This window comes from Amycolatopsis sp. NPDC104819 (assembly GCF_055583145.1).
Genome location: NZ_JBVJON010000032.1, coordinates 1 through 22,250, shown reverse-complemented (window position 1 = coordinate 22,250; position 22,250 = coordinate 1). Strand labels below are relative to the sequence as shown.

Sequence of the window (22,250 nt, the reverse complement as noted above, 5' to 3'; positions counted from 1 at the left end):
ACGTTGATCTTGGTCGACGATGTTCTAGCGGAAGCTCCGTTGCCTTATGTCACCGGGTTGACATCGCACCCACAGCCTTAACTGCCCGGCCTTGCCCCAATGGGTCATTCGCGACACCACACCCGCGCCGGGCGAGGCTGGAGTCACTCCAGGATCGTTAGCAAAGCAAACGATTACCGCCTACGCTTACCCCATGGAGTTTCGTCGTCTCGGCCGTAGCGGCCTCAACGTCAGTGAGATCTCGTACGGGAACTGGCTCACCCACGGTTCCCAGGTCGAGGAAGACCAGGCGCACGCCTGCATCAAGGCCGCCCTCGACGCCGGCATCACCACCTTCGACACCGCCGACGTCTACGCCAACACCGCCGCCGAATCCGTGCTCGGGCGGGGCCTCAAGGGGCAGCGGCGGGAGAGCCTGGAGATCTTCACCAAGGTCTTCTGGCCCACCGGTCCCAAGGGCCCCAACGACAAGGGTCTCTCGCGCAAGCACATCATGGAGTCGGCGAACGCCAGCCTCACCCGGCTCGGCACCGACTACCTCGACCTCTACCAGGCGCACCGGTTCGACCGGAGCGTCCCGCTCGAAGAGACCATGCTCGCCTTCGCCGACCTCGTGCGCCAGGGCAAGGTGCTCTACGTCGGCGTCTCGGAGTGGACCGCCGAGCAGATCAGCCGCGGCGCCGCCCTCGCCCGCGAACTGAAGATCCCCTTCGTCTCCAACCAGCCGCAGTACAACATGCTCTGGCGGGTCATCGAGGACCAGGTCATCCCGGCTTCCGAGCGCGAAGGCCTCAGCCAGATCGTCTGGTCGCCGATCGCGCAGGGCGTGCTGACCGGCAAGTACAAGCCCGGCCAGGACTACCCCGCCGGCTCGCGGGCCACCGACGAGAAGGGCGGCGCCAACATGGTCGCCCGCTTCCTCGGCGAGGACGTCCTCAAGCGGGTCGCCGAGCTCGAGCCGCTGGCCGAGCAGGCCGATCTGAGCCTGGCCCAGCTGGCCGTCGCCTGGGTGCTGCAGAACCCGAACGTCGCCTCGGCGATCATCGGGGCCTCGCGGCCGGAGCAGGTGCACGAGAACGTCAAGGCCGCCGGCAAGAAGCTCGACGCTGACTTGCTCCAGGCCATCGACGACGCTCTGGGTGACGTTGTCGAGCGCGACGCGAGCCTGACCAAGAGCCCCTGACCCGAAGCCGTGGATGCCGCCGCGCGGCGGCATCCACGGTGGTCAGGACCGCGGCCAGGTGTTCCCGGTGATCCGCTCGTACACCTCGGTGTAGCGCTGCCGGGTCTGCTCGACGACGTCGGCCGGGATCTCGGGCCCGGGCGGGGTCTTGTCCCAGCCGGTCGTGAGCGACCAGTCGCGGACGTACTGCTTGTCGAACGCGTGCTGTGGGCGGCCCGGCTCCCACTGGTCGGCGGGCCAGAACCGCGACGAATCGGACGTCAGGACCTCGTCGCCCAGGGTCAGCGTGCCGTCGGCGTCGAAGCCGAACTCCAGCTTGGTGTCCGCGATGATGACGCCCTGGGCGGCTGCGTGTTCGGCGCCCTTCGTGTAGATCTCCAGCGTCAGCTCGCGAAGCCGCTTCGCGGTGTCCTCGCCGATCTCGTTCATCACCTCGTCGAAGGTCATGAACTCGTCGTGGCCGGTGTCGGAGATCTTCGTGGTCGGCGTGAAGATCGGCTCCGGCAGCTTGTCGCCCTCCAGCAGCCCCGGCGGCAGCGCGACGCCCGAAATCTTGCCGTCACGCTGGTACTCGCGCAGGCCCAGGCCGGCGAGGTGGCCGCGCGCGATGCACTCGACCTGGACCATCTTCAGCGGCTTGCAGCGCATCGCCCGGCCGGCGAACTCAGCGGGCACGTCGGTGGTCGACACGACGTGGTTCGGCACGACGTCGGCCATCCGGTCGAACCACCACGCGGACAGCTGGTTGAGCAGCGCGCCCTTGTCCGGGACCGGCGTCGGCAGCGACACGTCGTAGACCGAGACGCGGTCGGACGCGACGAGCAGGATGTCCCCGCCGTCGAGCTCGTACAGGTCACGGACCTTGCCCGCGTGGATGTGCTTCATTCGCCGTCCTCAGTCGTGTACTCGTAGAAAACCCAGTGGTCGGGCAAGGCGGCGGACTCACCGTACTCGACGACCGTGCCGTCGGCCGCCAGGAAGGTGCTCCGGCCGAGCAGCACCGGCGACCCGGGTGGCAGCTCGAGCTCCGCGGCCTCCGCCTCGCTCGCCCGGCCCGCCGCGTGCCGTTCCTGCGTGGTCACGATCGTCGTGCCGAGCCGGGCGGCCGCGTGGGCCGGCGTGCCCTCGACGATCCGCTCCGCCACCAGCAGCGACGGCGCCTTGGCCGACAGCGCGCCGTCGAACCACGAGATCGACGTCGACAGCGGGCGCGAATCCGGGCCGTAGGTGGTACGACGGCGGCGGATCGCCGGGGCGCCTTCCTCCAGGCCCAGCGCGGCCGCGGCGCGCTCGGACGCCGGCTCCAGCCCGGCCGAGCGGATCACGGCGTAGTGGCCGGGCGGGTAGATCCGCCCGGTCCGCGCCGAAGCGGCGCTGCGGTCGCGGGCCGTGCGGTGCAGGCCACCGCGGTCGACGACCGTGCCGACCCCGCGCACCGGCCGGACCAGCCCCTGCGAACGCAGCGTGGCCAGCACCTTGGTCGCCGTCGCCATGGCGACGGCCCACGTGCGCGCGATCTCGCGGGCCGACGGCACCGCGTCGCCCTCCTGCAGCCGGCCGGACAGGATGTCGTCACGGATCCGGCCCGCGATCTGCAGGTACGGCGGCTCAGGACGGTCGAGGGTGGGCAAGGCGGCTCCTCACGGGGACGTGTCGCACGCACAAGTGTTCTAGCACGCCGGAGTGTCTCCCACAAAGCCCTGTTCAGAACCACCCAGGTGTACTAGTACACAGACTGGACCGCGCACTAGTGCGCGAGTTACCCTCGAAAGTGTGTCCCCGCCCACACCGCACATCGGTTCGAGCGGCCCGGGCCTCGAGGAACTCCTCGAGGAGCTCCGGCGCCGCAAATGGGTGCTGCACCTGTTCGGCGGCCGGGAGGCGCCGGAGCTCTACGCGGCGGTGCATCGGTGGCCGACCTGCGCGGACGTCATCGTCCTGCGGGACGAGCACCGGGCCAGCGCCTACCGGGTCCCGACGTTCCCGGGCACCGACGTGTTCAGCCCGCGGGTGGTCACCTGGCAGTACCACGCCACCCCGGTCTGGACGCTGCGGGCGGTGCTCACCCTGGCGGAGCCCGGCACCCCGGGCGCGCCGCTGCAGGCGCTCCGGCCACAGCCGGAGTGCCACATCCCGCTCGAGCTGCGGCAGGACGTGACCATCCGGCCGACCGGCACGGGCCTCGACATCGACCTCACGGAAACCGACGACGACGGCGGCCCGCCGGCGTGCGCCTAGCGGGCGAGCAACCGCTCCGCGACCACCAGGTCGTGGGGGTAGGTGATCTTCAGGTTCTCGGGAGCCCCCGGGACCCAGCGGATCGGCAGGGAGGAGAACCGCTCCATGCAGGACGAGGTGTCCGTTCCCAAAAAGCCTTCTCGCTCGGCCTTCTCGTAGGCCTCGAGCAGCGGTCCCGCCCGGAAGCCCTGAGGCGTCTGGACGCGGATCGCGCCGGGCACCTGGGCGACCAGGTGCCCGGCATCCACCCCGACGACGTCGTCCGCGGCCAGGCCCGGCACAGCCCCCCCGTCCTCGCGTGTCCGGGCCAGCACCGCGCCGACCAGATCGGAGTGGACCAGCGGCCGGGCCGCGTCGTGCAGCAGCACGGCGTCGACCCGGCCGCCGGCAATTCTGGGGGCGAGGTGGCGCAGCGCGTTGAGCTCGGACGCCTGGCGTGTGTCCCCGCCGGGCACGATCTCGACGTCCCCGTCGGCCACCTCTTCGGCGAGCTCGCGGTCCTGCGGCCGGATCACCAGCACCAGCACCCCGATCCCGGGCACGCGCTTGAACGCGTCGAGCGACCACGCCACGACCCGCCGCCCGGCCAGGGGCAGGTAGACCTTGTTCAGCTTCGCGCCGACGCGGGTGCCCGCGCCGCTGGCCAGCACCACCGCGGCCGCCGTCGTCTCCACGAGCCGCGAGACTACCCGGACCGCCCGCCCGGTAGGTTGGCCACAGCGTTGCCGTGCAAGAGAAAGGGCCTGGTGTGGAGCCGGAAGACATCGAGTTCCCCGAGATCACCCCGCCCGACGACCACGCCCGGTCCGCGGCGATCGCCCTGCACGACAAGCTGGTGAAGCCGGCCGGGTCGCTGGGCCGGCTCGAGGAGCTGGGTGTCTGGATCGCGGCCTGCCAGGGCCAGTCGCCGCCGCGGCCGTTCACCCGCCCGCGCGTGATCGTGTTCGCCGGGGACCACGGCATCGCCGCGAAGGGCGTTTCCGCCTATCCCGCCGAGGTGACCGGGCAGCTGCTGGGCACGATGCTCACCGGCGGCGCCGCGATCAACGTGCTGGCCGCGGCCGCGGGCGCGAGTGTCCGCGTGGTCGACATGGCCGTGGACACCGAGGCGCCGGCGACCCGCTCGATCGGCGAGTTCAAGGTCCGCCGCGGCTCCGGCTCGATCGACGTCGAGGACGCGCTGAGCGACGCCGAGGTGAAGGCCGCGGTCCGCGCCGGGATCACGATCGCCGACGCCGAGGTCGACGGCGGCGCGGACCTGCTCATCCCGGGTGACCTGGGGATCGGCAACAGCACGCCGGCGTCGGTGCTCGTCGCGGCCCTGACCGGCAGCGAGCCGGTGGCCGTGGTCGGGCGCGGCTCCGGCATCAACGACGACGCCTGGATGCGCAAGGCCACCGCGGTGCGCGACGCCCTGCGCCGGGCCCGCGGGGTGCTCGCCGACCCGCTCGACCTGCTGCGCACCACGGCGGGCGCGGACATCGCGGCGATGGCGGGGTTCCTCGCCCAGGCCGCGGTCCGGCGGACGCCGGTGGTGCTCGACGGGCTCGTCGCGTGCGCCGCGGCGCTCGTCGCCGAAGACCTCGCCCCGGGCGCGCGCCGCTGGTGGGTGGCCGGGCAGCGCACGGCCGAGCCGGCGCACGCACTGGCGCTGGAGCACCTGGACCTGGGCCCGCTGCTGGAGCTGGACGTCCGGCTCGGCGAAGGCACCGGCGCGGTGACGGCGTTGCCGCTGCTGATGATGGCCGCGCGTGTCCTCGCCGAAACGGCGACGCACGAGCAGGCCGGGGTCTCCGGCCCGCTCATCCCGGCCACCGCCACCTGACCCCGGACGCGGTGAAGGCCACCTCGGGGTCCTCGAGGTGGCCTTCACGTACGTCAGGCGAGCGGGACCATCCAGTGGTCGGTGTCGGGGCGGGTGCCCTCCTGGATGCCGGTCAGCTCTTCGCGCAGCTTCATCGTGAGCGCGCCCGGCTGCCCGTCGGCGATGGTGAACTCGCCGCCGGCGTGCTTGACGTGCCCGACCGGCGTGATCACCGCCGCGGTGCCGCAGGCGAACGTCTCGGTCAGCTCCCCGGAGGCCGACGCCTTCTCCCACTCCTCGGTGGAGATGCGGCGTTCCTCGACCTTGTGTCCGAGCCGCTGCGCGAGCTGCAGCAGCGACTTGCGGGTGACGCCGGGCAGCAGTGAGCCGGACAGCTCGGGCGTGACGACCCGGGCGTTCTCGCCGGAGCCGAAGACGAAGAACAGGTTCATCCCGCCCATCTCCTCGACCCAGCGCCGCTCCACCGCGTCGAGCCAGACCACCTGGTCACAACCCTTTTCGACGGCCTGCGCCTGCGCCACGAACGACGCCGCGTAGTTGCCGGCGCACTTCGCGGCCCCGGTGCCGCCCGGCGCCGCGCGCACGTACTCGGTCGACAGCCAGACGCTCACCGGCTTCACGCCGCCGGCGAAGTACGACCCGGCGGGCGAGGCGATGACCGTGTACACGTAGTCGGCGGCCGGGCTGTTGACCCCGAGCCCGGTCGACGTCGAGATCATGAACGGCCGCAGGTAGAGGGAATCACCCTGCCGGGTGGGCACCCACCGGCCGTCGACGGCGACGAGCTCGCGCAGCGACTCGATGAACACGTCTTCGGGCAGCTGCGGCATGGCGAGCCGCTCGGCCGACTGCCGGAACCGCCGCGCGTTGGCGTCCGGGCGGAACGACGCGATCGAGCCGTCCGGCTGGCGGTAGGCCTTCAGACCCTCGAAGATGGCCTGGCCGTAGTGCAGCACCGAGGTCGCGGGGTCGAGCGTGAACGGGGCGTACGGGCCGACCTGGGCTTCGTGCCAGCCCTCGGCCTTCGACCACTTCACGGTGACCATGTGGTCGGTGAAGTACGTGCCGAAACCAGGAGCGCCGAGTACCTCCGCGACACGGTCCGCGCTCGCAGGACTCGGGTGCGGGACGTGGGCGAACTGCGTCGTGGTCGTCATGGCTAGACGATACCGCTTGGTCGGAGGCGCGTTAGTCGGATGTCCCACTGTTCCGGGCGCCCCGCGCCCGCGTCGTGATGACCCTAAGATGAAGGCGTGACCTACTCCACGGAGCCGGTGCCCCGGCCCAAGACCGGCGGGACCGACGTCAAGACGTTCGTCACCGCGGTGCTGCTGACCTTCGGCGTCGGCCTGCTCGGCATGGTCGGCTGGGCCGTGCTCAGCAGCGGCTTCGGCGGCTTCCTCGGCCTCGTCGCGGGTGTCTTCGGCATCGTGTGGTGGCGCAGCATCCACGACAAGACGGTGTTCCCGAAGGTGATCCCGACGAAGTCGGTGGTCATCCTCGCGGTGGTCAACGCCGTGCTGGCGCTGATCCTGCTGCTCACCGCGGGCTGAGCTCGGCCAGCAGTCCCGCGGGCAGCTCCGGCGCCGGCCAGCCCGGGTCCGGGCGGAAGTCGGTGTCGGTGCCGTCGAACGGGTAGGCGCCGCGCTCGGCCAGCGCGCCGATCCGCTCGCCTTCCGCGCGCAGCCGGTCCAGCTGGTCCCGCGTCAGGCGGCCGACCTCCAGAGCGGCCTCGGCTTCGTCTTCGTCGTCCCAGCGCCAGGCGCCGTCCCGTTCGACGACGACGTCCAGCACCCCGTCGATCCGGTCGAGGGCGCCCGGCGAGCGGCCGAGCGGGATCTCGAGGTTGACGTACCAGTTCTTGAACCGGCCTTCGAGGTCGAAGAACCACCAGACCGACGACCACTCGTCGTCGGCGATCCGGCGCAGGGTCGACGTGCCGTGCCAGGAGTCCGCGACCGCCACCCGCGGGATCCGGAACCGCTGGTCCAGCGGGGCGTCGCGCATCAGGCGGCCGTCGGCGAGCCGGCTGCCGACGATCGGGGTGCCCGCCGGGATCCAGCCCCGCAGGACCCGGCCGTCGTCATCGAGCACCCGCAGCGGGTGCACCTGGCCGATCGAGCCGTCCGGGCGGTGGAAGCGTTCGAGCACGGTCTCCCCCGGCCGCCCGCGTCGATCACTCACGCGACTCACTGTACCGGCGCGCGCGCACGCCCAGTAGCAGCTCGATCACGGTCGCCAGCCCCGCGAGCACGAGAACGGGCAGCACGGGCAGGAAGTACGCGGCCACCGCGGCGACGACGAGCCCGGCCGGCCCCGGCGTCCCGGCCCGCTCGCGGACCTCGGCGCCGGCGGCGAGCGCGGGCACCACGGTCGCGACCACGGCCACGACGGTGAGCAGCGGCTGCAGCGCGTCCGCGTCGGCGGCCGAGAGCAGATCGCGCAACGACGTCAGCGACAACCCGAGCCGGACGGCGCCGAGCTGGTAGAGCGCGGCGAAGGCGGTCAGCACGGCGACCGCGCCGAGCAGCAGCACGCGCAGGCCGGCGTTCTCGCGTTTCGCGGGCCGCAGGAACGGCAGCGCCAGCACGGCGGCGACGAGCACCCCCGCGAAGTCCGGCGGCTGGAGACCACCCCCGGCCGTCGCCACCGGCGGCACCACGACGCACAACGCGACCAGCACGAGCCCCGCCGCGAGCAGCACCCCGGCCGCGACGCGCCCGACGATCGTCGGGATCTTCAGCCCGGCGAACCCCGCGCCGGCGACCACGACGACGAACCCCGCGGCGGCGAGCTCGCGGTGCGCGGGGAAGACGTAGGCGCCGAACGCGATGGCGTAGACCGTCACCTCCGCCGGCCGCGCGACGGCCACCACGACCCGGTCGACCAGGGCGTCCCCCGGTTCCGGCACCCGCGCCGACACCCCGGCGGCGACCGCCGCGAGCACCAGCCCGGCGAGCAGGAACCAGCCCGCGCCCGCCGCCCCGGCGGCCAGCGCCACCAGCAGCCCACCGCCCAGCCGCACGCGGCCCTCCCTCTCCCTGTGTTCACCCGTGGTCCGGTCGTCATTAGCATGGCTCACGATCCTGTCCGGGCCGGCGCCCGGTACCACCGAGAACGCGCGAGGAGCCAGAAGTGACCGTGCCTAAGCTCGCCCTGTCCGACAACACCGGGGAGGCACTGGCCAAGACGCGCGCCGACGTGGTCGTCATCGGCACCCTGCAGGGCGACGACGGCCCGGTGCTCGCGGCCGGCGCCGCCGCCGTGGACGCCGCCTTCGACGGCCGCCTCGCCGGCCTGCTCGCCACCCTCGGCGCCAGTGGCAAGGCCGAAGAGGTCGTCAAGATCCCGACGCTGGGCAAGCTCCCGGCCGGGGTCGTGCTCGCCGTCGGCCTCGGCAAGGAGGGTGACGGCGTCACCCCCGAGCAGGTCCGCCGCGCCGCCGGCGCCGCCGGTCGCGCGCTGGCCGGCACCGACCGCGCGTTCGTGACGCTGTCGGAGATCGACCTGCAGGCCGCGGTCGAGGGCTCGGTCCTCGGCTCGTACGTCTTCACCGCGTACCGCTCGGAGAAGGGCGACGCCCCGGTCGCGAAGGTCGACTTCGCGAGCCCGTCGGACGGCACCGCACGGGAGCACAAGGCGACGCTGAAGGCGGCGACCGCGATCGCCGAGGCCGTCCTCACCGCCCGCGACCTGATCAACACCCCGCCGAACGACCTCTTCCCGGCCTCCTTCGCCGACCGCGCGAAGAAGCTGGCCGAGGACAACGGCCTCGAGTTCGAGGTCCTCGACGAGAAGGCCCTCAAGCGCAAGGGCTTCGGCGGCATCCTCGGGGTCGGCGGCGGCTCGGCCCGCCAGCCGCGGCTCGTCCGGCTGGCCTACAAGCCGGCCAAGGCCGCCAAGAAGGTCGCGCTGGTCGGCAAGGGCATCACGTTCGACTCGGGTGGCATCTCGCTCAAGCCCGCCGCCAACATGGACCACATGACCTCCGACATGTCCGGCGCCGCCGGCGTGCTCGCGTCGGTCGTCCTGGCCGCGAAGCTGAAGTACCCGCTGGAGGTCGTCGCGCACATCCCGCTGGCGGAGAACCTGCCGTCCGGGACGTCGTACCGCCCGGGTGACGTGCTCACGATGTACGGCGGCAAGACCGTCGAGGTCCTCAACACCGACGCCGAAGGCCGGCTCGTCCTGGTCGACGCCATGGTGCGCGCGGCCGAGGAGAACCCGGACTACCTGATCGAGACCTCGACGCTGACCGGCGCCCAGGTCGTCGCGCTCGGCAACCGCACCGCCGGGGTGATGGGCTCGGAGGACTTCCGCGACCGCGTCGCCGGGATCATGCGGGCCACCGGCGAGAACGGCTGGGCGATGCCGCTGCCGGAGGAGCTGCGCGCCGACCTCGACTCGCGCCTGGCCGACCTGGCCAACGTGACCGGCCACCGCTGGGGCGGCATGCTCGCGGCCGGGATCTTCCTGCGCGAGTTCGTCGCCGACGGCCTCGACTGGGTCCACATCGACATCGCGGGCCCGTCGTTCAACACCGGCTCGCCGTGGGGCTACACCGGCAAGGGCGGCACCGGCGTCCCGGTCCGCACGATCGCCGCGGTGCTCGCGGACATCGCCGCGAACGGCTGACCCGGCAGCGCCCCAATGTGGCCTTGGTTGCGTTGAGCGCACCCAAGGGGCCCTTCGGTGCGTTGAGCGCACCGAAGGCCACATTGGGGCGCTAAGCGCTTTGCCGGAGCAGCCGCAGGTGCTGCGCCAGCACCGCTCGGAACGATTCGTGCACGGACGTCCCGAGCACGGGGTCGACCTCCACGACGTGCCCGCCGGCGAACAGCAGCACCGCGGGGTCGGACAGCACGACCACACCGTCGACCGCCCGCAGCTCGGCGGTGCCCAGCAGCCGCGGGAAGACGACGTCCGCGGGCAGGCCGTCGCAGGTCAGCAGGAACTCGCGGTGCGGCAGCCGGGTGCCGAGGCGCGCCTCGACCGCGTCGACCGCCCGGGGTGACGCCGGTGGCGGCGCCAAGCGGCTCCCCCGCAGCCGCAGGATTTCGCCGACCAGGTCGGACCACGACCCCGTCTCGGGTGGGTACCGCTCGTAGAGCGCGGCCACCAGCGCCTCCGCGCACACGCCGGTCCACTCGCCCAGGCCGAGCGGGTCGGCGCCGACGGCCAGCTGTCGCGCCAGGGGTCGTGACGCGGCGAGCGCGGCTATGTCCGGACGCGCCTGGTCCGCCGCGAGGGACGCCCATTCGCCCAGGTCACCGGCGGCGATCGCGGCCCGCAGCCGGTGCGGCCGCGACGGCGAGAGGTGCGTGACGACCGGCGCCAGCGGCGTCCCGTCGAGGAGGTCGGCGGCCGGCCGGGCGAGGTGGGTCTCGTGGGCGCGCTCCTCGGCGTCGAGGTCGAGGGGCGGCAGCGCCGCGGCCCACGCCGGCCGCGCGCCGCGGGCTTCGAAGAGCATCTCCCAGGCCCGGGCCACCACGGCGGACGGCACGAGCGCGGTCACCGGCCGTTCGGCGCGGGCCGCCCACTGGGTGACCAGGTGGTCGGCGTCGCCGAACGCCCCGGCCGAAGCGAGCAGCAGGGCGGCGTGCCCGACCCGGTCGTCGACGTCACCGACCAGGACGTCGCGGACCGCGGCTTCCAGGTACCGATCCGGGCAAAAGCAGGCCGATGCGTCGCGGTCCACCTAGACCTGGCCGCGCTTCTTCCGTTCGGTGTACTCGCGCATGCGCTTCGGGTAGCCGACGCGCGCGACCTCATAGACCGGGATCGACCGGCGGTGGCCGAACTGCTGCGCGGACTCCAGGCTGCCGATGCGGCGGCGGGTCCACTCACCGTCGTGGGCGATCAACACCACAGTGGTCTCGGTGACGTTCGTCCTGGGCTCGACGAACGCCTCCACACCCCGGCGCGTGGCCGCCCACTCCTCGAGGTGCCGGGTGTCCTCGGAACTGGCTTTCCGCAGCGTGCCGGCCTTCTGCCCGCCCTTGGCGCGCCTGCGCAGCGAGTCGAACAGCCCCACCGCGACCACCTTCCCTCCCGAGACTTCTGCCCCTCATTATCCCGATGTCCGCGTGTGGTCGGTGTCGCACACCCGGCTAGGTCGCAGCCCCGTCCGGCGTAGTGACAAGATGGCGGGTGTCGCGCGCGCGGTTATACCGGGCACAGGCGACGACAGAGCACCACCCCACTGCTTGCCGAGGAGTTATTGAAGTGACCGACACCTCCGCCGACCTCGTGATCCTGGGAGGCGGATCGGGCGGCTACGCCGCGGCGTTCCGCGCGGCCGAGCTGGGCCTTTCCGTCACGTTGATCGAGAAGGACAAGCTCGGCGGGACGTGCCTCCACCGGGGCTGCATCCCGACCAAGGCCCTGCTGCACGCAGCCGAGGTCGCCGACGAAACCCGCGAAGCCGAGGCGGTCGGCGTCAAGGCCGTCTTCGAGGGCATCGACATCGCCGGGGTCAACAAGTACAAGGACGGGATCGTCTCCCGCCTGTACAAGGGCCTGCAGGGCCTGGCCAAGGCGCACAAGGTGAACCTCGTCGAGGGCAGCGGCACGTTCGTCGGCGGCACGACCGTCGAGGTGGACGGCACCCGCTACACCGGCAAGAACGTCATCCTCGCGACCGGCTCGTACTCGCGCACGCTGCCCGGGCTGGAGCTCGGCGGCCGCGTCATCGCCAGCGAGCAGGCCCTCGCCCTCGACTACGTCCCCAAGAAGGTCGTCGTCCTCGGTGGTGGCGTGATCGGCGTCGAGTTCGCCAGCGTCTGGGCCTCCTTCGGCGTGGACGTCACCATCGTCGAGGCGCTGCCCCGGCTGGTCCCGAACGAGGACGAGTTCGCCTCCAAGCAGCTCGAGCGCGCCTTCCGCCGCCGCAAGATCGCCTTCAAGACCGGCGTGCGGTTCACCGGCGCGAAGCAGGACGACAACGGCGTGAGCGTTTCGCTGGAGTCCGGCGAAACCCTCGAAGCCGACCTGCTGCTGGTCGCCGTCGGCCGCGGCCCGAACTCGGCCGGCCACGGTTACGAGGAGGCCGGCGTCAAGATCGACCGCGGGTTCGTCCTCACCGACGAGCGGCTGCGCACCAACCTGCCGAACGTCTACGCCGTCGGCGACATCGTCCCCGGCCTGCAGCTCGCGCACCGCGGCTTCCAGCAGGGCATCTTCGTCGCCGAGGAGATCGCCGGGCTCGCCCCGCGCGAGATCGACGAGAGCGGCATCCCGCGGGTGACCTACTCGCACCCGGAGGTCGCGTCGGTCGGGCTGACCGAGTCGCAGGCCAAGGAGAAGTACGGCGCGGACGTCACGACGTTCACCTACGACCTCGGCGGCAACGGCAAGAGCCAGATCCTCAAGACCTCCGGCGGGGTCAAGCTCGTCAAGGCTCCGGACGGGCCCGTCGTGGGTGTACACATGGTGGGCGACCGCGTCGGCGAGCTGATCGGCGAAGCGCAGCTCATCTACAGCTGGGAGGCCTTCCCCGAGGACGTCGCCCCGCTCATCCACGCGCACCCCACCCAGACCGAGGCCCTCGGTGAAGCGTTCCTTGCCCTGGCCGGCAAGCCGCTGCACGTGCACAGCTGACGTCTCACCAGCAGAATCCAGACCACGCAGAATCTTGAAAGAGGAGTCAGCGAACGATGGCCTACTCCGTCACACTGCCGGAGCTCGGGGAGAGCGTCACCGAAGGCACCGTCACCCGGTGGCTTAAGCAGGAGGGCGACACCGTCGAGGTCGACGAGCCGTTGCTCGAGATCTCGACCGACAAGGTCGACACCGAGGTTCCGTCCCCGGTGGCGGGCACGGTCGTGAAGATCAGCGCCGCCGAGGACGAGACCGTCGAGGTCGGCGCCGAGCTCGCCGTCATCGACGACGGTTCGGGCGGCGCGCCCGAGTCGTCCGCCCCGGCGCAGGAGGAGCCCGCGCAGGAGGAGTCCGCGCCCGAGCCGTCGTCCGAGCCCGAGCCGCAGGCCCGGGACAGCGCCCCGGAGAGCGCGCCGAGCAAGCCGGACACCGCGCCGGCCGCCGGTGGTGAAGGCACCGAGGTGAAGCTGCCCGAGCTGGGCGAGAGCGTCACCGAGGGCACCGTCACCCGGTGGCTGAAGCAGGTCGGCGACTCGGTCGAGGTCGACGAGCCGCTGCTCGAGATCTCCACCGACAAGGTCGACACCGAGGTGCCGTCGCCGGTCGCCGGCACGGTGCTGGAGATCCGCGCGGGTGAGGACGAGACCGTCGAGGTCGGCGGGGTCCTGGCCGTGATCGGGGACGCGAACGCCGCGCCCAAGGCCGAGTCGAAGCCGGAGCCGGTCCAGGAATCCAAGCCCGAGCCGAAGCCGGAACCCAAGCCGGAGCCGAAGCCCGAGCAGGTCCAGGAGGCCAAGCCGGAACCGAAGCCCGAGCCCAAGCCGGAGCCCAAGGCCGAGCCGGCCGCGGCGAAGGAGAGCTCGGCGGACGGCCCGTACGTCACGCCGCTGGTCCGCAAGCTGGCCACCGAGCACGGCATCGACCTCGCGTCGCTGACCGGCAGCGGTGTCGGCGGCCGGATCCGCAAGCAGGACGTCCTGGCCGCGGCCGAGGAGAAGCAGAAGGCGGCGGCCCCGGCCCCCGCTGCTGCTGCCCCGGCGGCGTCGGCTCCCGCGGCTGCCGCCCCGGCCCAGCGCCCGACGGCCGTCTCGGTCTCCCCGGAGGTCCAGGCCCTGCGCGGCACCGTGCAGAAGGCCAGCCGGATCCGGCAGATCACGGCCACCAAGACCCGCGAGTCGCTGCAGGTCGCCGCGCAGCTCACGCAGGTCCAGGAAGTGGACGTGACCAAGATCGCCAAGCTGCGCCAGCGGGCGAAGGCGGCCTTCAAGGAGCGCGAGGGCGTCAACCTGACGTTCCTGCCGTTCTTCGCGAAGGCCACGGTCGAAGCGCTGAAGCAGCACGCGAACGTCAACGCGTCCTACAATGAGGACACGAAGGAGATCACCTACCACGGCGCCGTGCACCTGGGCATCGCGGTGGACACCGAGCGCGGCCTGCTCTCGGTCGTGATCCACGACGCCGGCGAGCTGAGCCTGGCCGGTCTCGCGCACCGCATCGCCGACCTGGCGGGCCGGGCGCGGGCCAACCAGATCAAGCCCGACGAGCTGTCCGGTGGCACGTTCTCCATCACCAACATCGGCAGCGTCGGCGCCCTGTTCGACACGCCGATCATCGTGCAGCCGCAGTCCGGCATCCTCGGCACGGGCGCGGTCGTCAAGCGCCCGATCGTCGCGACGGACGCCGACGGCAACGACACCATCGCCATCCGGTCGATGGCGTACCTCCCGCTGACCTACGACCACCGCCTGGTGGACGGGGCCGACGCGGGCCGCTTCCTGATGACGATCAAGCAGCGGCTGGAAGAGGGCAACTTCGAGGACGAGCTCGGTCTCTGACTCACCCCGGTGATGGCCGCCACGGAAACTCCTGTGGCGGCCATCGCCGTTCCCGGACCCGGAGTGCGGGCCGGACTCCGATGGGCCACGATCGACTCATGCGAGTACTGATCGCCGGAGCGAGCGGCTTGATCGGGTCGGCGCTGGGCGAGCGCCTGCGGCGCGACGGCCACGAGGTGCGCGCGCTGGTGCGCCGCGAGCCGCGCGGTGGTGAGTTCCGCTGGGATCCGCCGTCGGGCACCATCTCGAGCGGCGCTTTCGAGGGCGTCGACGCCCTCGTCAACCTCGGTGGCAAGCCGCTGTTCCCCGGCCGGTGGAGCGCGATGCGCAAGCAGGAGCTCATCGACAGCCGGGTCGAGCCGACCGAGGTGCTCGCCGAAGCCGTCGCCGAACACGGCGTCGGCGTCCTGGTCAACGCCTCCGCCGTGGGGTACTACGGCAACCCCGGACCGTCCACTGTGGACGAGAACTCCCCGCGTGGGCAAGGGTTCCTGGCCGAGCTCTGCGAAAGCTGGGAAGCGGCGACGGCGGCGGCACGCGACGCGCGCGTGGTGAACATCCGGACCGGGCTGGTCCTGTCGTCGAAGGGCGGCCTGTACGGCCTGCTGCGCCCGCTCTTCCAGTTCTGCCTGGGCGCGCGGCTCGGCGACGGCCGCCAGTACATGCCGTGGATCGCCCTCGAGGACGAAGTCGGCGCGATCGTCCACGCCCTCACGCACGACGACCTGTCCGGCCCGGTGAACCTGACCGGGCCCGCGCCGGTGACCAACGCCGAGTTCACCCGCGTGGTCGGCCGAGCGGTGCACCGGCCCGCGCCGTGGTTCGTGCCCGGGTTCGCGCTCAAGGCGGTGCTCGGCCAGGCGGGCGAGGAGATGGCGTTGTTCGGGCAGCGGGCCGTCCCGGCCGCGCTGGACCGCTCCGGGTACTCCTTCCGGCACCCGACGCTGGACAGCGCGCTCGCGGCCGCATGACCGTTCCGCGGGTGCGCTGGCTGGTCGTCGGCGGGGTGCTCGCCGCCGCGTTCGTCCTGCTCGGGCTGAGTGTCGCGCGGCAGCCGCTGACCCTCGACGTCGAAGTCGCGAACGCGCTGCACGGCGTCTACGCGCGGCCGCTCGGCCGGGTCGCGCAGGCGGTGAGCGACGTCCTCGGCCCGGTCCTCCCCTTCGTCCTCGGCGCGGCCCTGCTCGCGCTGGCGCTGCGCCGGCGCGAACACCTCGGGCTGTGCGTGCGGCTGGCCGTCGTGCTCGTGCTGTGCCGGCTGACCAGCCTGGTGTTCAAGCCGGTCTTCCTGCGCGAACGCCCGCGCGACTACCCGGACCTGAGCTATCCGAGCGGGCACGTCGTGTCGGTGGCGAGCACCGGGTTCGTCGTGCTGCTGCTGTGCGCGTGGCTGTGGCCGCGGCTGGTCCGCCGGGTGGCGGTGGCGGTCGTCGTGGCGGTCGTGCTGATCGCCGTCTGCCGCGTGGTGCTGGGGGTGCACTGGGTCACCGACACGATCGGCGCGGTGCTGGCCGTGACCGGTGTCGGGCTGCTCTCAGCCGGTGCCTTGCGCCTGCTTCCGGCGGGTGACGGGCGTAGCCTCGACGGGTGAGTTCTTCCCGTACCACCTGCCGCGCCAGCACCGAGCCCGTCGACGTCCGGGAGCTCGGCACGATCGACTACACCGAGGCCTGGGAGCTCCAGCGGAGCAGTCTCACCGCCCGCGCCGACGGCACTTCGGCGGACACGATGCTCCTGCTGCAGCACCCGTCGGTGTACACCGCGGGCAAGCGCACCGAGCCGGCCGACCGCCCGACCGACGGCACGCCGGTGATCGACGTCGACCGCGGCGGCAAGATCACCTGGCACGGGCCCGGCCAGCTGGTCGGCTACCCGATCGTGAAGCTCGCCGACCCGATCGACGTCGTGCACTACGTGCGGCGGCTGGAAGAGGCGCTGATCCACGTGTGCGACCAGCTCGGGGTGCACAGCGGCCGCGTCGAGGGCCGCAGCGGCGTGTGGATCCCCGCCGACGACCGCGGCATCGAGCGCAAGATCGCCGCGATCGGCATCCGCGTCCAGCGCGGCGTGACGATGCACGGCTTCGAGCTCAACTGCAACGCCGACCTGGCCGCGTTCGACAGCATCGTCCCGTGCGGCATCCGCGACGCGGGCGTGACGTCGCTGTCCTACGAGCTGCAGCGGGACGTCAGCGTGGAAGCGGTGCTGCCGCTGGCCCGCGACGCCGTCCTCGCGGCCCTCGAAGGCGAGCTCCCGGTGAGCGAGGACCGCTGGCTCCCGCGGCCGGAAGCGCCGCAGGCCCCCGGCGTCACCTTCGCGCTGCAGAACTGAGCGGATTCACCATGGGACAACACCTTCGTCGTCGAAGAAGCCGCCGCGCGGGCCGTCGTCCGGGAGGGTGGCGAGCCGCAGCACGACCGCGGCTCCCTGCTCGGGCGTCCGGGGTGCGTTGAAGCCGGTGAAGTCGGTCGCGACGAACCCGGGGCAGGCGGCGTTCACGATGACCTTCGTGTCGGCGAGCCGCCGGGCGTACTGGGTCGTGACGCTGTTGAGCATCGCCTTCGAAGGCGCGTAGGCGGCCAGGACCGGGCCGGGCTGCAGCGTGAGCGAGCCCATGCTGCTCGAGAGGTTCACGACGCGGGGCGCGTCGGCGCGCAGGAGCAGCGGCAGCAGCGCGTTCGTCACGCGGACGACGCCGAACACGTTGGTGTCGAGGACGGTCCGGACGACGTCGAGGTCGAGCGTGGCCGGGTCCTGCGCGCCGTCGTCGGTGCGGCCGGCGATCCCGGCGTTGTTGACCAGGACGTCGAGCCGGCCCGCCTGTTCTTCGACGGCCGCCGCGGCCGCGGTGACGCTCTCGTCGGAGGTGACGTCGAGGGCGACGCCGAACGCGTCGACGCCGGTGGCCTGGAGCTTCTCGACGGCTTCGTCGCGGCGGCCGGCGTCCCGCGTGCCCACCGCGACGGTGAAGCCGAGCGTGCCGAGGCCCTGCGCGATGGCAAAGCCGATTCCCTTGTTCGCGCCGGTGACCAGCGCGGTCTTCGTGGTGTTCACGTCGTCCATCGTCGGCGCGACGGCGGACGGCGTCCAAGATCGCTTCAGTACGTTGTGATACTTGCCGGGTATCAGTGATGGGTACGCTGGAACGCGTGCGAGACCTGGAGACGCGTGAGCTTCGGTATTTCGTCGCCGTCGCCGAGGAGCTCCACTTCGGCCGCGCCGCCGACCGGCTCGGGATCGCGCAGCCGCCGCTCTCCCGCGCGATCCGGCTCCTGGAGCAGCGGCTCGACGTCCGGCTCTTCGACCGCGACCGCCGCGGGGTGACGCTGACCGACGCCGGCAGCGTGCTGCTACGCGAGGCCGGCGTCGCCCTCGACGCGGTCACCGCCGCCGCGCGCCGCACGCGCCGGGCCGCGGACCCGAAGCGGCCGCTGGTGCTCGCGACGAAGGCCGGCGCGTCCCACGAACTCCTGCAGCGGCTGCTCGACACGGTCGCGGGTGACCCCGGCGCGGCGCCGGTGGAGGTCCTGCTGTGCGAGGTCAGCGAGCAGGCCGGGCTGCTGCGCGACGGGCAGGCCGACGTGGCGCTGATGCACCGCCCGTACGACGACCTCGCCGGGTTCGACACCGAGGACCTGCAGGTCGAGGGCCAGGTCGCGATCCTGCCCGCGAAGCACCCGCTCGCGGCCCGCGAGCACCTCACGCTCGCGGACGTCCAGAACGTGCCGGACCTGCCGATCGCGCGGTGGCCGCGGCTCGACGGCTCCTACCCGGACGGGCCCGGGCCCGAGGTGCGGACCCAGTCGAAGCTCGCCCAGCTGGTGGCCCTGGGCCGGACACTGCTCGTCATCCCCGCGTCCAGCCGGGCCTGGCAGTGGCCGGAGCACGTCGCGGTGCCGGTCGTCGACGCCCCCGACGTCACCACGGTGCTCGCCTGGCCGGCGAGCACCCGCTCGCCGGCCGTCGCGGCGCTGGTGCGCGCGGCGGCCGGCGCCGGGGGTCAGTCCAGCTGAGGCGCGACTTCGGCCGCGATGAGCTCGAGCTGGTCGAGGTCCGAGAGGTCCAGCAGCTGCAGGTAGACGCGGGTGACCCCGGTCTTCTCCCGCCACTGCCCGAGCCGGTCGACGACCTCGGCGGGCGACCCGGCCAGGCCGCTGGCGCGCAGCTCGGTGACGTCCCGCCCGATCGCGGCCGCCCGCCGCTCGACCTCGGCGTCGTCGCGGCCGACCCCGGCGACCAGCGCCACCGAGCGCAGGATCTCCTTCGGGTCGCGGCCGATCTCGCGGGCCGCCGCCTCGACGCGGGCGAACTGCGCGGCCGCGACGTCCTGGTCGGCGAACGGGAGGTTGAACTCGTCGGCGAAGCGCGCGGCCAGCGCCGGGGTGCGCTTCTTGCCCCCGCCGCCGATGATCACCGGCGGCGCCGGGTGTTGCGCGGGCTTCGGCAGCGCCGGCGAGTCGCTCAGCGTGTAGTAGTCACCCTTGAACGAGTACGTCTCGCCCGCCGGCGTCTTCCACAGGCCGGTGACGATCTCGAGCTGCTCGGCGTAGCGGTCGAAGCGCTCCTTCAGCGGTGGCAGCGTGAGGCCGTACGCCTCGTGTTCGGCGTCGTACCAGCCGGCGCCGAGGCCGAACTCGACCCGGCCGCCGGACATCTGGTCGACCTGCGCGACCGAGATCGCGAGCGGGCCGGGGTGCCGGAACGTCGCCGCGGTGACGAGCGTGCCGAGCCGGATCCGGCTGGTCTCGCGGGCCAGGCCGGCCAGGGTGATCCAGGCGTCGGTCGGGCCGGGCAGGCCGTCGGCCGAGCCCATCTTCAGGTAGTGGTCGCTGCGGAAGAAGGCGTCGTACCCGGCGTCTTCGGTCGCCTTGGCCACGCGCAGCAGGTCGTCGTAGCTGGCCCCTTGCTGGGGCTCGGTGAAGATCCTCAAGTCCACGGCGTCAGCCTATAGAGACGTCGGGCTCCGTGCGGCGCAGGCGGACCAGCATGCGGACGATCACGTCTTCGATCTCGGCGCCGACCTTCTTCGGGTCCGGTGAGCTGGCGATCTCGGTGGCCGCGCTCGACAGCGCGCCGAACAGCAGCCGCGCGGTGACCTCCACCGGCACCGGCTCGACCTCACCGGCGTCGATCAGCGACTGCAGGCCCGAGCGCACGAGCCCGAAGCTGCAGCGCTCCTCGGCTTCGCGCCAGCGCTCCCAGCCCATGACGACCGGGGCCTCGTGGATGGCGATCCGCTGGTACGCCGGGTCGAGGCAGGCGCGGATGAACGCGTTGAGCCCGCCGAGGGCCCGCTCCCACGGGGAACCGTCCCCGGACATGATCTTCTCGAGGCGGTCGTAGACGAGGCTTTCGACCTGGTCGAACGCGGCCTCGAACAGCGCCTGCTTGCCGCTGAAGTGGTGGTACAGCGCACCTTTGGTGACCCGCGCGCGTTTGGCGATCTCGTCGAGCGAGGTCCCCGCGTAACCCCGTTTGGTGAACAGTTCCACCGCGCTGTCGACCAGCGCCGACCGCGTCGACTCCGAATAGTCGAGCCGTCTGGACCTCATTGTCGCCACCTTCACAACATTACGCCCGGAAGATCTCTCCATACCCATGGTATGTTCACCGGGTCAGGTCCGTACCGGGAGTATGCCGCAGACCCGCGGTATGACGCCCGCCACGGAAGGGGAGCCCCACGATGAGCTGGACCGACTTCTACCGACGTCAGGAAATCCTCGACGCGATCGTCCGCCTCGCCGCCCGGAACCCGGGCGCGCCGCTGCCGCTCGACGAGGTCCCGGGTGCCGAAGAGCACTTCGGCACCGAGGAAAACGTCCTGGCCGCCCTGCAGTACAAGTGGACGCAGGTGCTGAGCGGACGGCTGCGCGCCGAGGTCACCGACCCGGACGACGCCGACGGCCTCGGTGACCACGTCGACGCCGTCACGCGCGCCTGGCGTGCCACCGTCGAAGAGCACGAGACGCTGCGCGCGGTGCTCGACGGCGCCTTCGAGCGGCACGTGTCGCTGCGGCGGATGCACGAAGGCGAGCTGCGGATGCTCGCCGTCACGGCCGGGCTGGCCGACGCGCGTGAGCCGGGCGACGAGATCGTCCGGGTGGGTCACGCGCTCGAGGCGCTGCTGCGCACGAGCCACGACGAGCCCGTCCGCCGCCGTCCCGTCATGGGACACCTGCGGCGCCTGCTCGCGCCCAGTGCGTGACAGGAGTTAAGTAAGCGCATGACGGAGCGCTGGACCGACGCCGACATCCCCGACCAGACCGGCCGGACCGCCCTGGTCACCGGGGCGAACTCGGGGCTCGGGCTGCGCACCGCCGAGGTGCTCGCGGGCAAGGGGGCCCGCGTGCTCCTCGCCTGCCGCTCCGCCGAACGCGGGGCGAAGGCACTCGACCTCGTCAAGGCGGCCGCCGCGGGCGCCGGGCCCGAGCTCATCCCACTGGACCTGAGCGAGCTCGCCTCGGTGCGCGCGGCCGCCGCGTCGGCCCGGGAGCTGACCGGCGACCGGCTGGACATCCTGGTGAACAACGCGGGCGTGATGGCGACCGCCCGCGGTCGCACCGCCGACGGCTTCGAGCTGCAGTTCGGCACCAACTACCTCGGCCACGCGGCGCTGACCTGGCTGCTGATGCCCGCCCTGCGCGGCGGACGGCACGCCCGCGTCGTCACGCTGTCGAGCCTCGCCGCCACCGGCGCCCGCATCCACCTCGACGACCCGAACGGCGACCACCGGCGTTACAACCCGGCCACCGCGTACGGCCAGTCGAAGCTCGCCGACCAGGTGTTCGCGGTCGAGCTGGACCGGCGCCTGCGCGCGTCGGGCTCGGACATCCTGAGCGTCGCCGCGCACCCCGGGTACACCGCGACCGGGCTCGGCAGCGGCATGGCGCGCTCGTACTCGAACCCGGTGGTCCGGTCCGTGATCGCCGGCGGCCACCGCCTCGGCGAGGTCCTGTTCGCCCAAGGCCCCCGTCTCGGCGCCCTCCCCCAGCTCTACGCGGCCACCGCGGACGGCGTCGAAGGCGGGTCGTACTTCGCCCCGCGTGGTCTCGGAAACCTCCGTGGTTACCCGGTCCGCGTGCCCACGCTGGCCACCGCCCGCATCGAGCCGCTGGGGTCCGCATTGTGGGAGCTCACGGCGAAGTTGACCGACGTCACCCCCGATCCCGCGTAGCCCGGACGGGCGTACGGTTGAGGGCGTGAGTGCTGCGCCTGAAGGCCGGAAGCTGCTGCGCCTGGAAGTCCGCAACAGCGAGACGCCGATCGAGAAGAAGCCGCCGTGGATCAAGACGCGGGTGCGGATGGGGCCGGAGTTCACCGAACTCAAGGGTCTGGTGCGCCGCGAAGGTCTCCACACTGTGTGTGAAGAAGCGGGTTGTCCCAACATCTACGAATGCTGGGAAGACCGGGAAGCCACGTTCCTGATCGGCGGTGACCAGTGCACCCGCCGTTGTGACTTCTGTCAGATCGACACGGGCAAGCCTGCTGCTTTGGACCGCACTGAGCCGCGCAAGGTCGCGGAGTCCGTGCAGGCCATGGGTCTCCGGTACTCGACGGTGACTGGTGTTGC

Annotated in this window: 24 protein-coding genes and 1 pseudogene; 14 read left to right on the top strand and 11 right to left on the bottom strand. The window is 72.3% G+C overall.

The window, feature by feature from the left end; translation table 11 throughout:
• The first annotated feature begins 193 nt into the window (after positions 1 to 193).
• Entirely contained in the window at positions 194 to 1,183 is a 990-nt protein-coding gene (locus ACZ63E_RS45665) for an aldo/keto reductase family protein (protein ID WP_465342562.1), read from the top strand.
• A 42-nt stretch (positions 1,184 to 1,225) separates the two neighbouring features.
• Here the strand turns inward: ACZ63E_RS45665 and ACZ63E_RS45660 are convergent, their stop codons facing one another.
• On the bottom strand, positions 1,226 to 2,068 hold the full coding sequence (locus ACZ63E_RS45660; RefSeq protein WP_465342561.1) for a phosphoribosylaminoimidazolesuccinocarboxamide synthase: 843 nt from the start codon (positions 2,066 to 2,068) through the stop codon (positions 1,226 to 1,228).
• Positions 2,065 to 2,814, bottom strand: coding sequence for a GntR family transcriptional regulator (locus tag ACZ63E_RS45655; RefSeq protein ID WP_465342560.1), 750 nt, complete (start codon positions 2,812 to 2,814; stop codon positions 2,065 to 2,067). Before ACZ63E_RS45655 ends, ACZ63E_RS45660 begins: the two co-directional genes overlap by 4 nt.
• Before the next feature lie 142 nt (positions 2,815 to 2,956).
• On the opposite strand from ACZ63E_RS45655, the gene ACZ63E_RS45650 reads away from it, so the two are divergent.
• The gene (locus ACZ63E_RS45650; protein WP_465342559.1) at positions 2,957 to 3,421 is read left to right on the top strand and encodes a hypothetical protein; all 465 of its coding nucleotides are present in this window, start codon (positions 2,957 to 2,959) and stop codon (positions 3,419 to 3,421) included.
• Here the strand turns inward: ACZ63E_RS45650 and ACZ63E_RS45645 are convergent.
• The gene (locus tag ACZ63E_RS45645) at positions 3,418 to 4,095 is read right to left on the bottom strand and encodes an IspD/TarI family cytidylyltransferase (RefSeq protein ID WP_465342558.1); all 678 of its coding nucleotides are present in this window, start codon (positions 4,093 to 4,095) and stop codon (positions 3,418 to 3,420) included. The two genes, ACZ63E_RS45650 and ACZ63E_RS45645, sit on opposite strands and share 4 nt — an antisense overlap.
• A gap of 74 nt (positions 4,096 to 4,169) precedes the next feature.
• Between ACZ63E_RS45645 and cobT the strand changes: the two genes are divergently transcribed.
• Entirely contained in the window at positions 4,170 to 5,246 is a 1,077-nt protein-coding gene (gene cobT / locus ACZ63E_RS45640; RefSeq protein ID WP_465342557.1) for a nicotinate-nucleotide--dimethylbenzimidazole phosphoribosyltransferase, read from the top strand.
• 53 nt (positions 5,247 to 5,299) lie between these two features.
• Here the strand turns inward: cobT and ACZ63E_RS45635 are convergent, their stop codons facing one another.
• On the bottom strand, positions 5,300 to 6,403 hold the full coding sequence (locus tag ACZ63E_RS45635; protein ID WP_465342556.1) for a branched-chain amino acid aminotransferase: 1,104 nt from the start codon (positions 6,401 to 6,403) through the stop codon (positions 5,300 to 5,302).
• Between the two features lie 96 nt (positions 6,404 to 6,499).
• On the opposite strand from ACZ63E_RS45635, the gene ACZ63E_RS45630 reads away from it, so the two are divergent.
• The gene (locus ACZ63E_RS45630; protein WP_465308184.1) at positions 6,500 to 6,799 is read left to right on the top strand and encodes a hypothetical protein; all 300 of its coding nucleotides are present in this window, start codon (positions 6,500 to 6,502) and stop codon (positions 6,797 to 6,799) included.
• Here ACZ63E_RS45630 and ACZ63E_RS45625 read toward each other — a convergent pair.
• Both ACZ63E_RS45625 and ACZ63E_RS45620 read right to left on the bottom strand, forming a co-directional pair.
• The gene (locus tag ACZ63E_RS45625; protein ID WP_465308186.1) at positions 6,786 to 7,430 is read right to left on the bottom strand and encodes a DUF402 domain-containing protein; all 645 of its coding nucleotides are present in this window, start codon (positions 7,428 to 7,430) and stop codon (positions 6,786 to 6,788) included. The two genes, ACZ63E_RS45630 and ACZ63E_RS45625, sit on opposite strands and share 14 nt — an antisense overlap.
• Positions 7,423 to 8,271, bottom strand: a complete 849-nt coding sequence (locus tag ACZ63E_RS45620; RefSeq protein ID WP_465342555.1) for a hypothetical protein — start codon at positions 8,269 to 8,271, stop codon at positions 7,423 to 7,425. Before ACZ63E_RS45620 ends, ACZ63E_RS45625 begins: the two co-directional genes overlap by 8 nt.
• A 110-nt stretch (positions 8,272 to 8,381) precedes the next feature.
• On the opposite strand from ACZ63E_RS45620, the gene ACZ63E_RS45615 reads away from it, so the two are divergent.
• Complete coding sequence (locus ACZ63E_RS45615) at positions 8,382 to 9,881, top strand: leucyl aminopeptidase (RefSeq protein ID WP_465342554.1); 1,500 nt, start codon at positions 8,382 to 8,384, stop codon at positions 9,879 to 9,881.
• Between the two features lie 91 nt (positions 9,882 to 9,972).
• On the opposite strand, the gene ACZ63E_RS45610 is transcribed toward ACZ63E_RS45615, so the two are convergent.
• Positions 9,973 to 10,944, bottom strand: a complete 972-nt coding sequence (locus ACZ63E_RS45610; RefSeq protein ID WP_465342553.1) for an SMI1/KNR4 family protein — start codon at positions 10,942 to 10,944, stop codon at positions 9,973 to 9,975.
• Positions 10,945 to 11,289 (bottom strand): oxidoreductase, encoded by a 345-nt coding sequence (locus tag ACZ63E_RS45605; RefSeq protein ID WP_465308194.1) that lies wholly within the window; start codon positions 11,287 to 11,289, stop codon positions 10,945 to 10,947. It lies immediately after the preceding gene.
• A 182-nt stretch (positions 11,290 to 11,471) separates the two neighbouring features.
• Between ACZ63E_RS45605 and lpdA the strand changes: the two genes are divergently transcribed.
• The 5 genes from lpdA (at position 11,472) to lipB (ending at position 17,011) form a co-directional block, all read left to right on the top strand.
• On the top strand, positions 11,472 to 12,845 hold the full coding sequence (lpdA, locus tag ACZ63E_RS45600; protein ID WP_465308196.1) for a dihydrolipoyl dehydrogenase: 1,374 nt from the start codon (positions 11,472 to 11,474) through the stop codon (positions 12,843 to 12,845).
• A gap of 56 nt (positions 12,846 to 12,901) precedes the next feature.
• Positions 12,902 to 14,680, top strand: coding sequence for a 2-oxoglutarate dehydrogenase, E2 component, dihydrolipoamide succinyltransferase (gene sucB, locus ACZ63E_RS45595; protein WP_465342552.1), 1,779 nt, complete (start codon positions 12,902 to 12,904; stop codon positions 14,678 to 14,680).
• Between the two features lie 98 nt (positions 14,681 to 14,778).
• Positions 14,779 to 15,651, top strand: coding sequence for a TIGR01777 family oxidoreductase (locus ACZ63E_RS45590; protein ID WP_465342550.1), 873 nt, complete (start codon positions 14,779 to 14,781; stop codon positions 15,649 to 15,651).
• Complete coding sequence (locus tag ACZ63E_RS45585) at positions 15,648 to 16,271, top strand: phosphatase PAP2 family protein (protein WP_465342549.1); 624 nt, start codon at positions 15,648 to 15,650, stop codon at positions 16,269 to 16,271. Before ACZ63E_RS45590 ends, ACZ63E_RS45585 begins: the two co-directional genes overlap by 4 nt.
• Positions 16,268 to 17,011, top strand: coding sequence for a lipoyl(octanoyl) transferase LipB (gene lipB, locus ACZ63E_RS45580; RefSeq protein ID WP_465342547.1), 744 nt, complete (start codon positions 16,268 to 16,270; stop codon positions 17,009 to 17,011). The genes ACZ63E_RS45585 and lipB overlap by 4 nt, the downstream gene beginning before the upstream one ends.
• A 6-nt stretch (positions 17,012 to 17,017) precedes the next feature.
• Here lipB and ACZ63E_RS45575 read toward each other — a convergent pair whose 3' ends face one another.
• On the bottom strand, positions 17,018 to 17,743 hold the full coding sequence (locus tag ACZ63E_RS45575; protein ID WP_465342546.1) for an SDR family oxidoreductase: 726 nt from the start codon (positions 17,741 to 17,743) through the stop codon (positions 17,018 to 17,020).
• A gap of 86 nt (positions 17,744 to 17,829) precedes the next feature.
• Here ACZ63E_RS45575 and ACZ63E_RS45570 point away from each other — a divergent pair, with 86 nt between their 5' ends.
• A complete protein-coding gene (locus tag ACZ63E_RS45570) occupies positions 17,830 to 18,693 on the top strand; it encodes a LysR family transcriptional regulator (RefSeq protein WP_465342545.1) in 864 nt (287 codons plus the stop codon).
• On the opposite strand, the gene ACZ63E_RS45565 is transcribed toward ACZ63E_RS45570, so the two are convergent.
• Positions 18,681 to 19,616: an LLM class F420-dependent oxidoreductase gene (locus ACZ63E_RS45565; protein WP_465342543.1), complete on the bottom strand. Its 936-nt coding sequence runs from the start codon at positions 19,614 to 19,616 to the stop codon at positions 18,681 to 18,683. The genes ACZ63E_RS45570 and ACZ63E_RS45565 overlap by 13 nt on opposite strands.
• A gap of 4 nt (positions 19,617 to 19,620) precedes the next feature.
• A complete protein-coding gene (locus ACZ63E_RS45560; protein ID WP_465308212.1) occupies positions 19,621 to 20,232 on the bottom strand; it encodes a TetR/AcrR family transcriptional regulator in 612 nt (203 codons plus the stop codon).
• 131 nt (positions 20,233 to 20,363) lie between these two features.
• Here ACZ63E_RS45560 and ACZ63E_RS45555 point away from each other — a divergent pair, with 131 nt between their 5' ends.
• The 3 genes and pseudogenes from ACZ63E_RS45555 to ACZ63E_RS45545 form a co-directional block, all read left to right on the top strand.
• On the top strand, positions 20,364 to 20,885 hold the full coding sequence (locus tag ACZ63E_RS45555; RefSeq protein ID WP_465308214.1) for a hypothetical protein: 522 nt from the start codon (positions 20,364 to 20,366) through the stop codon (positions 20,883 to 20,885).
• A gap of 18 nt (positions 20,886 to 20,903) precedes the next feature.
• A complete protein-coding gene (locus tag ACZ63E_RS45550; RefSeq protein WP_465342542.1) occupies positions 20,904 to 21,854 on the top strand; it encodes an oxidoreductase in 951 nt (316 codons plus the stop codon).
• A gap of 25 nt (positions 21,855 to 21,879) precedes the next feature.
• Positions 21,880 to 22,250 (top strand): annotated as a pseudogene (locus tag ACZ63E_RS45545) (lipoyl synthase); the annotation flags it as partial.

Coding starts and splice junctions, on each gene's coding strand:
- ACZ63E_RS45555 (WP_465308214.1), top strand. CDS start 20,364: ATGAGCTGGACCGACTTCTACCGACGTCAGGAAATCCTCGACGCGATC.
- ACZ63E_RS45550 (WP_465342542.1), top strand. CDS start 20,904: ATGACGGAGCGCTGGACCGACGCCGACATCCCCGACCAGACCGGCCGG.
- ACZ63E_RS45590 (WP_465342550.1), top strand. CDS start 14,779: ATGCGAGTACTGATCGCCGGAGCGAGCGGCTTGATCGGGTCGGCGCTG.
- ACZ63E_RS45575 (WP_465342546.1), bottom strand. CDS start 17,743: ATGGACGACGTGAACACCACGAAGACCGCGCTGGTCACCGGCGCGAAC.
- ACZ63E_RS45635 (WP_465342556.1), bottom strand. CDS start 6,403: ATGACGACCACGACGCAGTTCGCCCACGTCCCGCACCCGAGTCCTGCG.
- sucB (WP_465342552.1), top strand. CDS start 12,902: ATGGCCTACTCCGTCACACTGCCGGAGCTCGGGGAGAGCGTCACCGAA.
- ACZ63E_RS45560 (WP_465308212.1), bottom strand. CDS start 20,232: ATGAGGTCCAGACGGCTCGACTATTCGGAGTCGACGCGGTCGGCGCTG.
- ACZ63E_RS45585 (WP_465342549.1), top strand. CDS start 15,648: ATGACCGTTCCGCGGGTGCGCTGGCTGGTCGTCGGCGGGGTGCTCGCC.
- ACZ63E_RS45660 (WP_465342561.1), bottom strand. CDS start 2,068: ATGAAGCACATCCACGCGGGCAAGGTCCGTGACCTGTACGAGCTCGAC.
- ACZ63E_RS45665 (WP_465342562.1), top strand. CDS start 194: ATGGAGTTTCGTCGTCTCGGCCGTAGCGGCCTCAACGTCAGTGAGATC.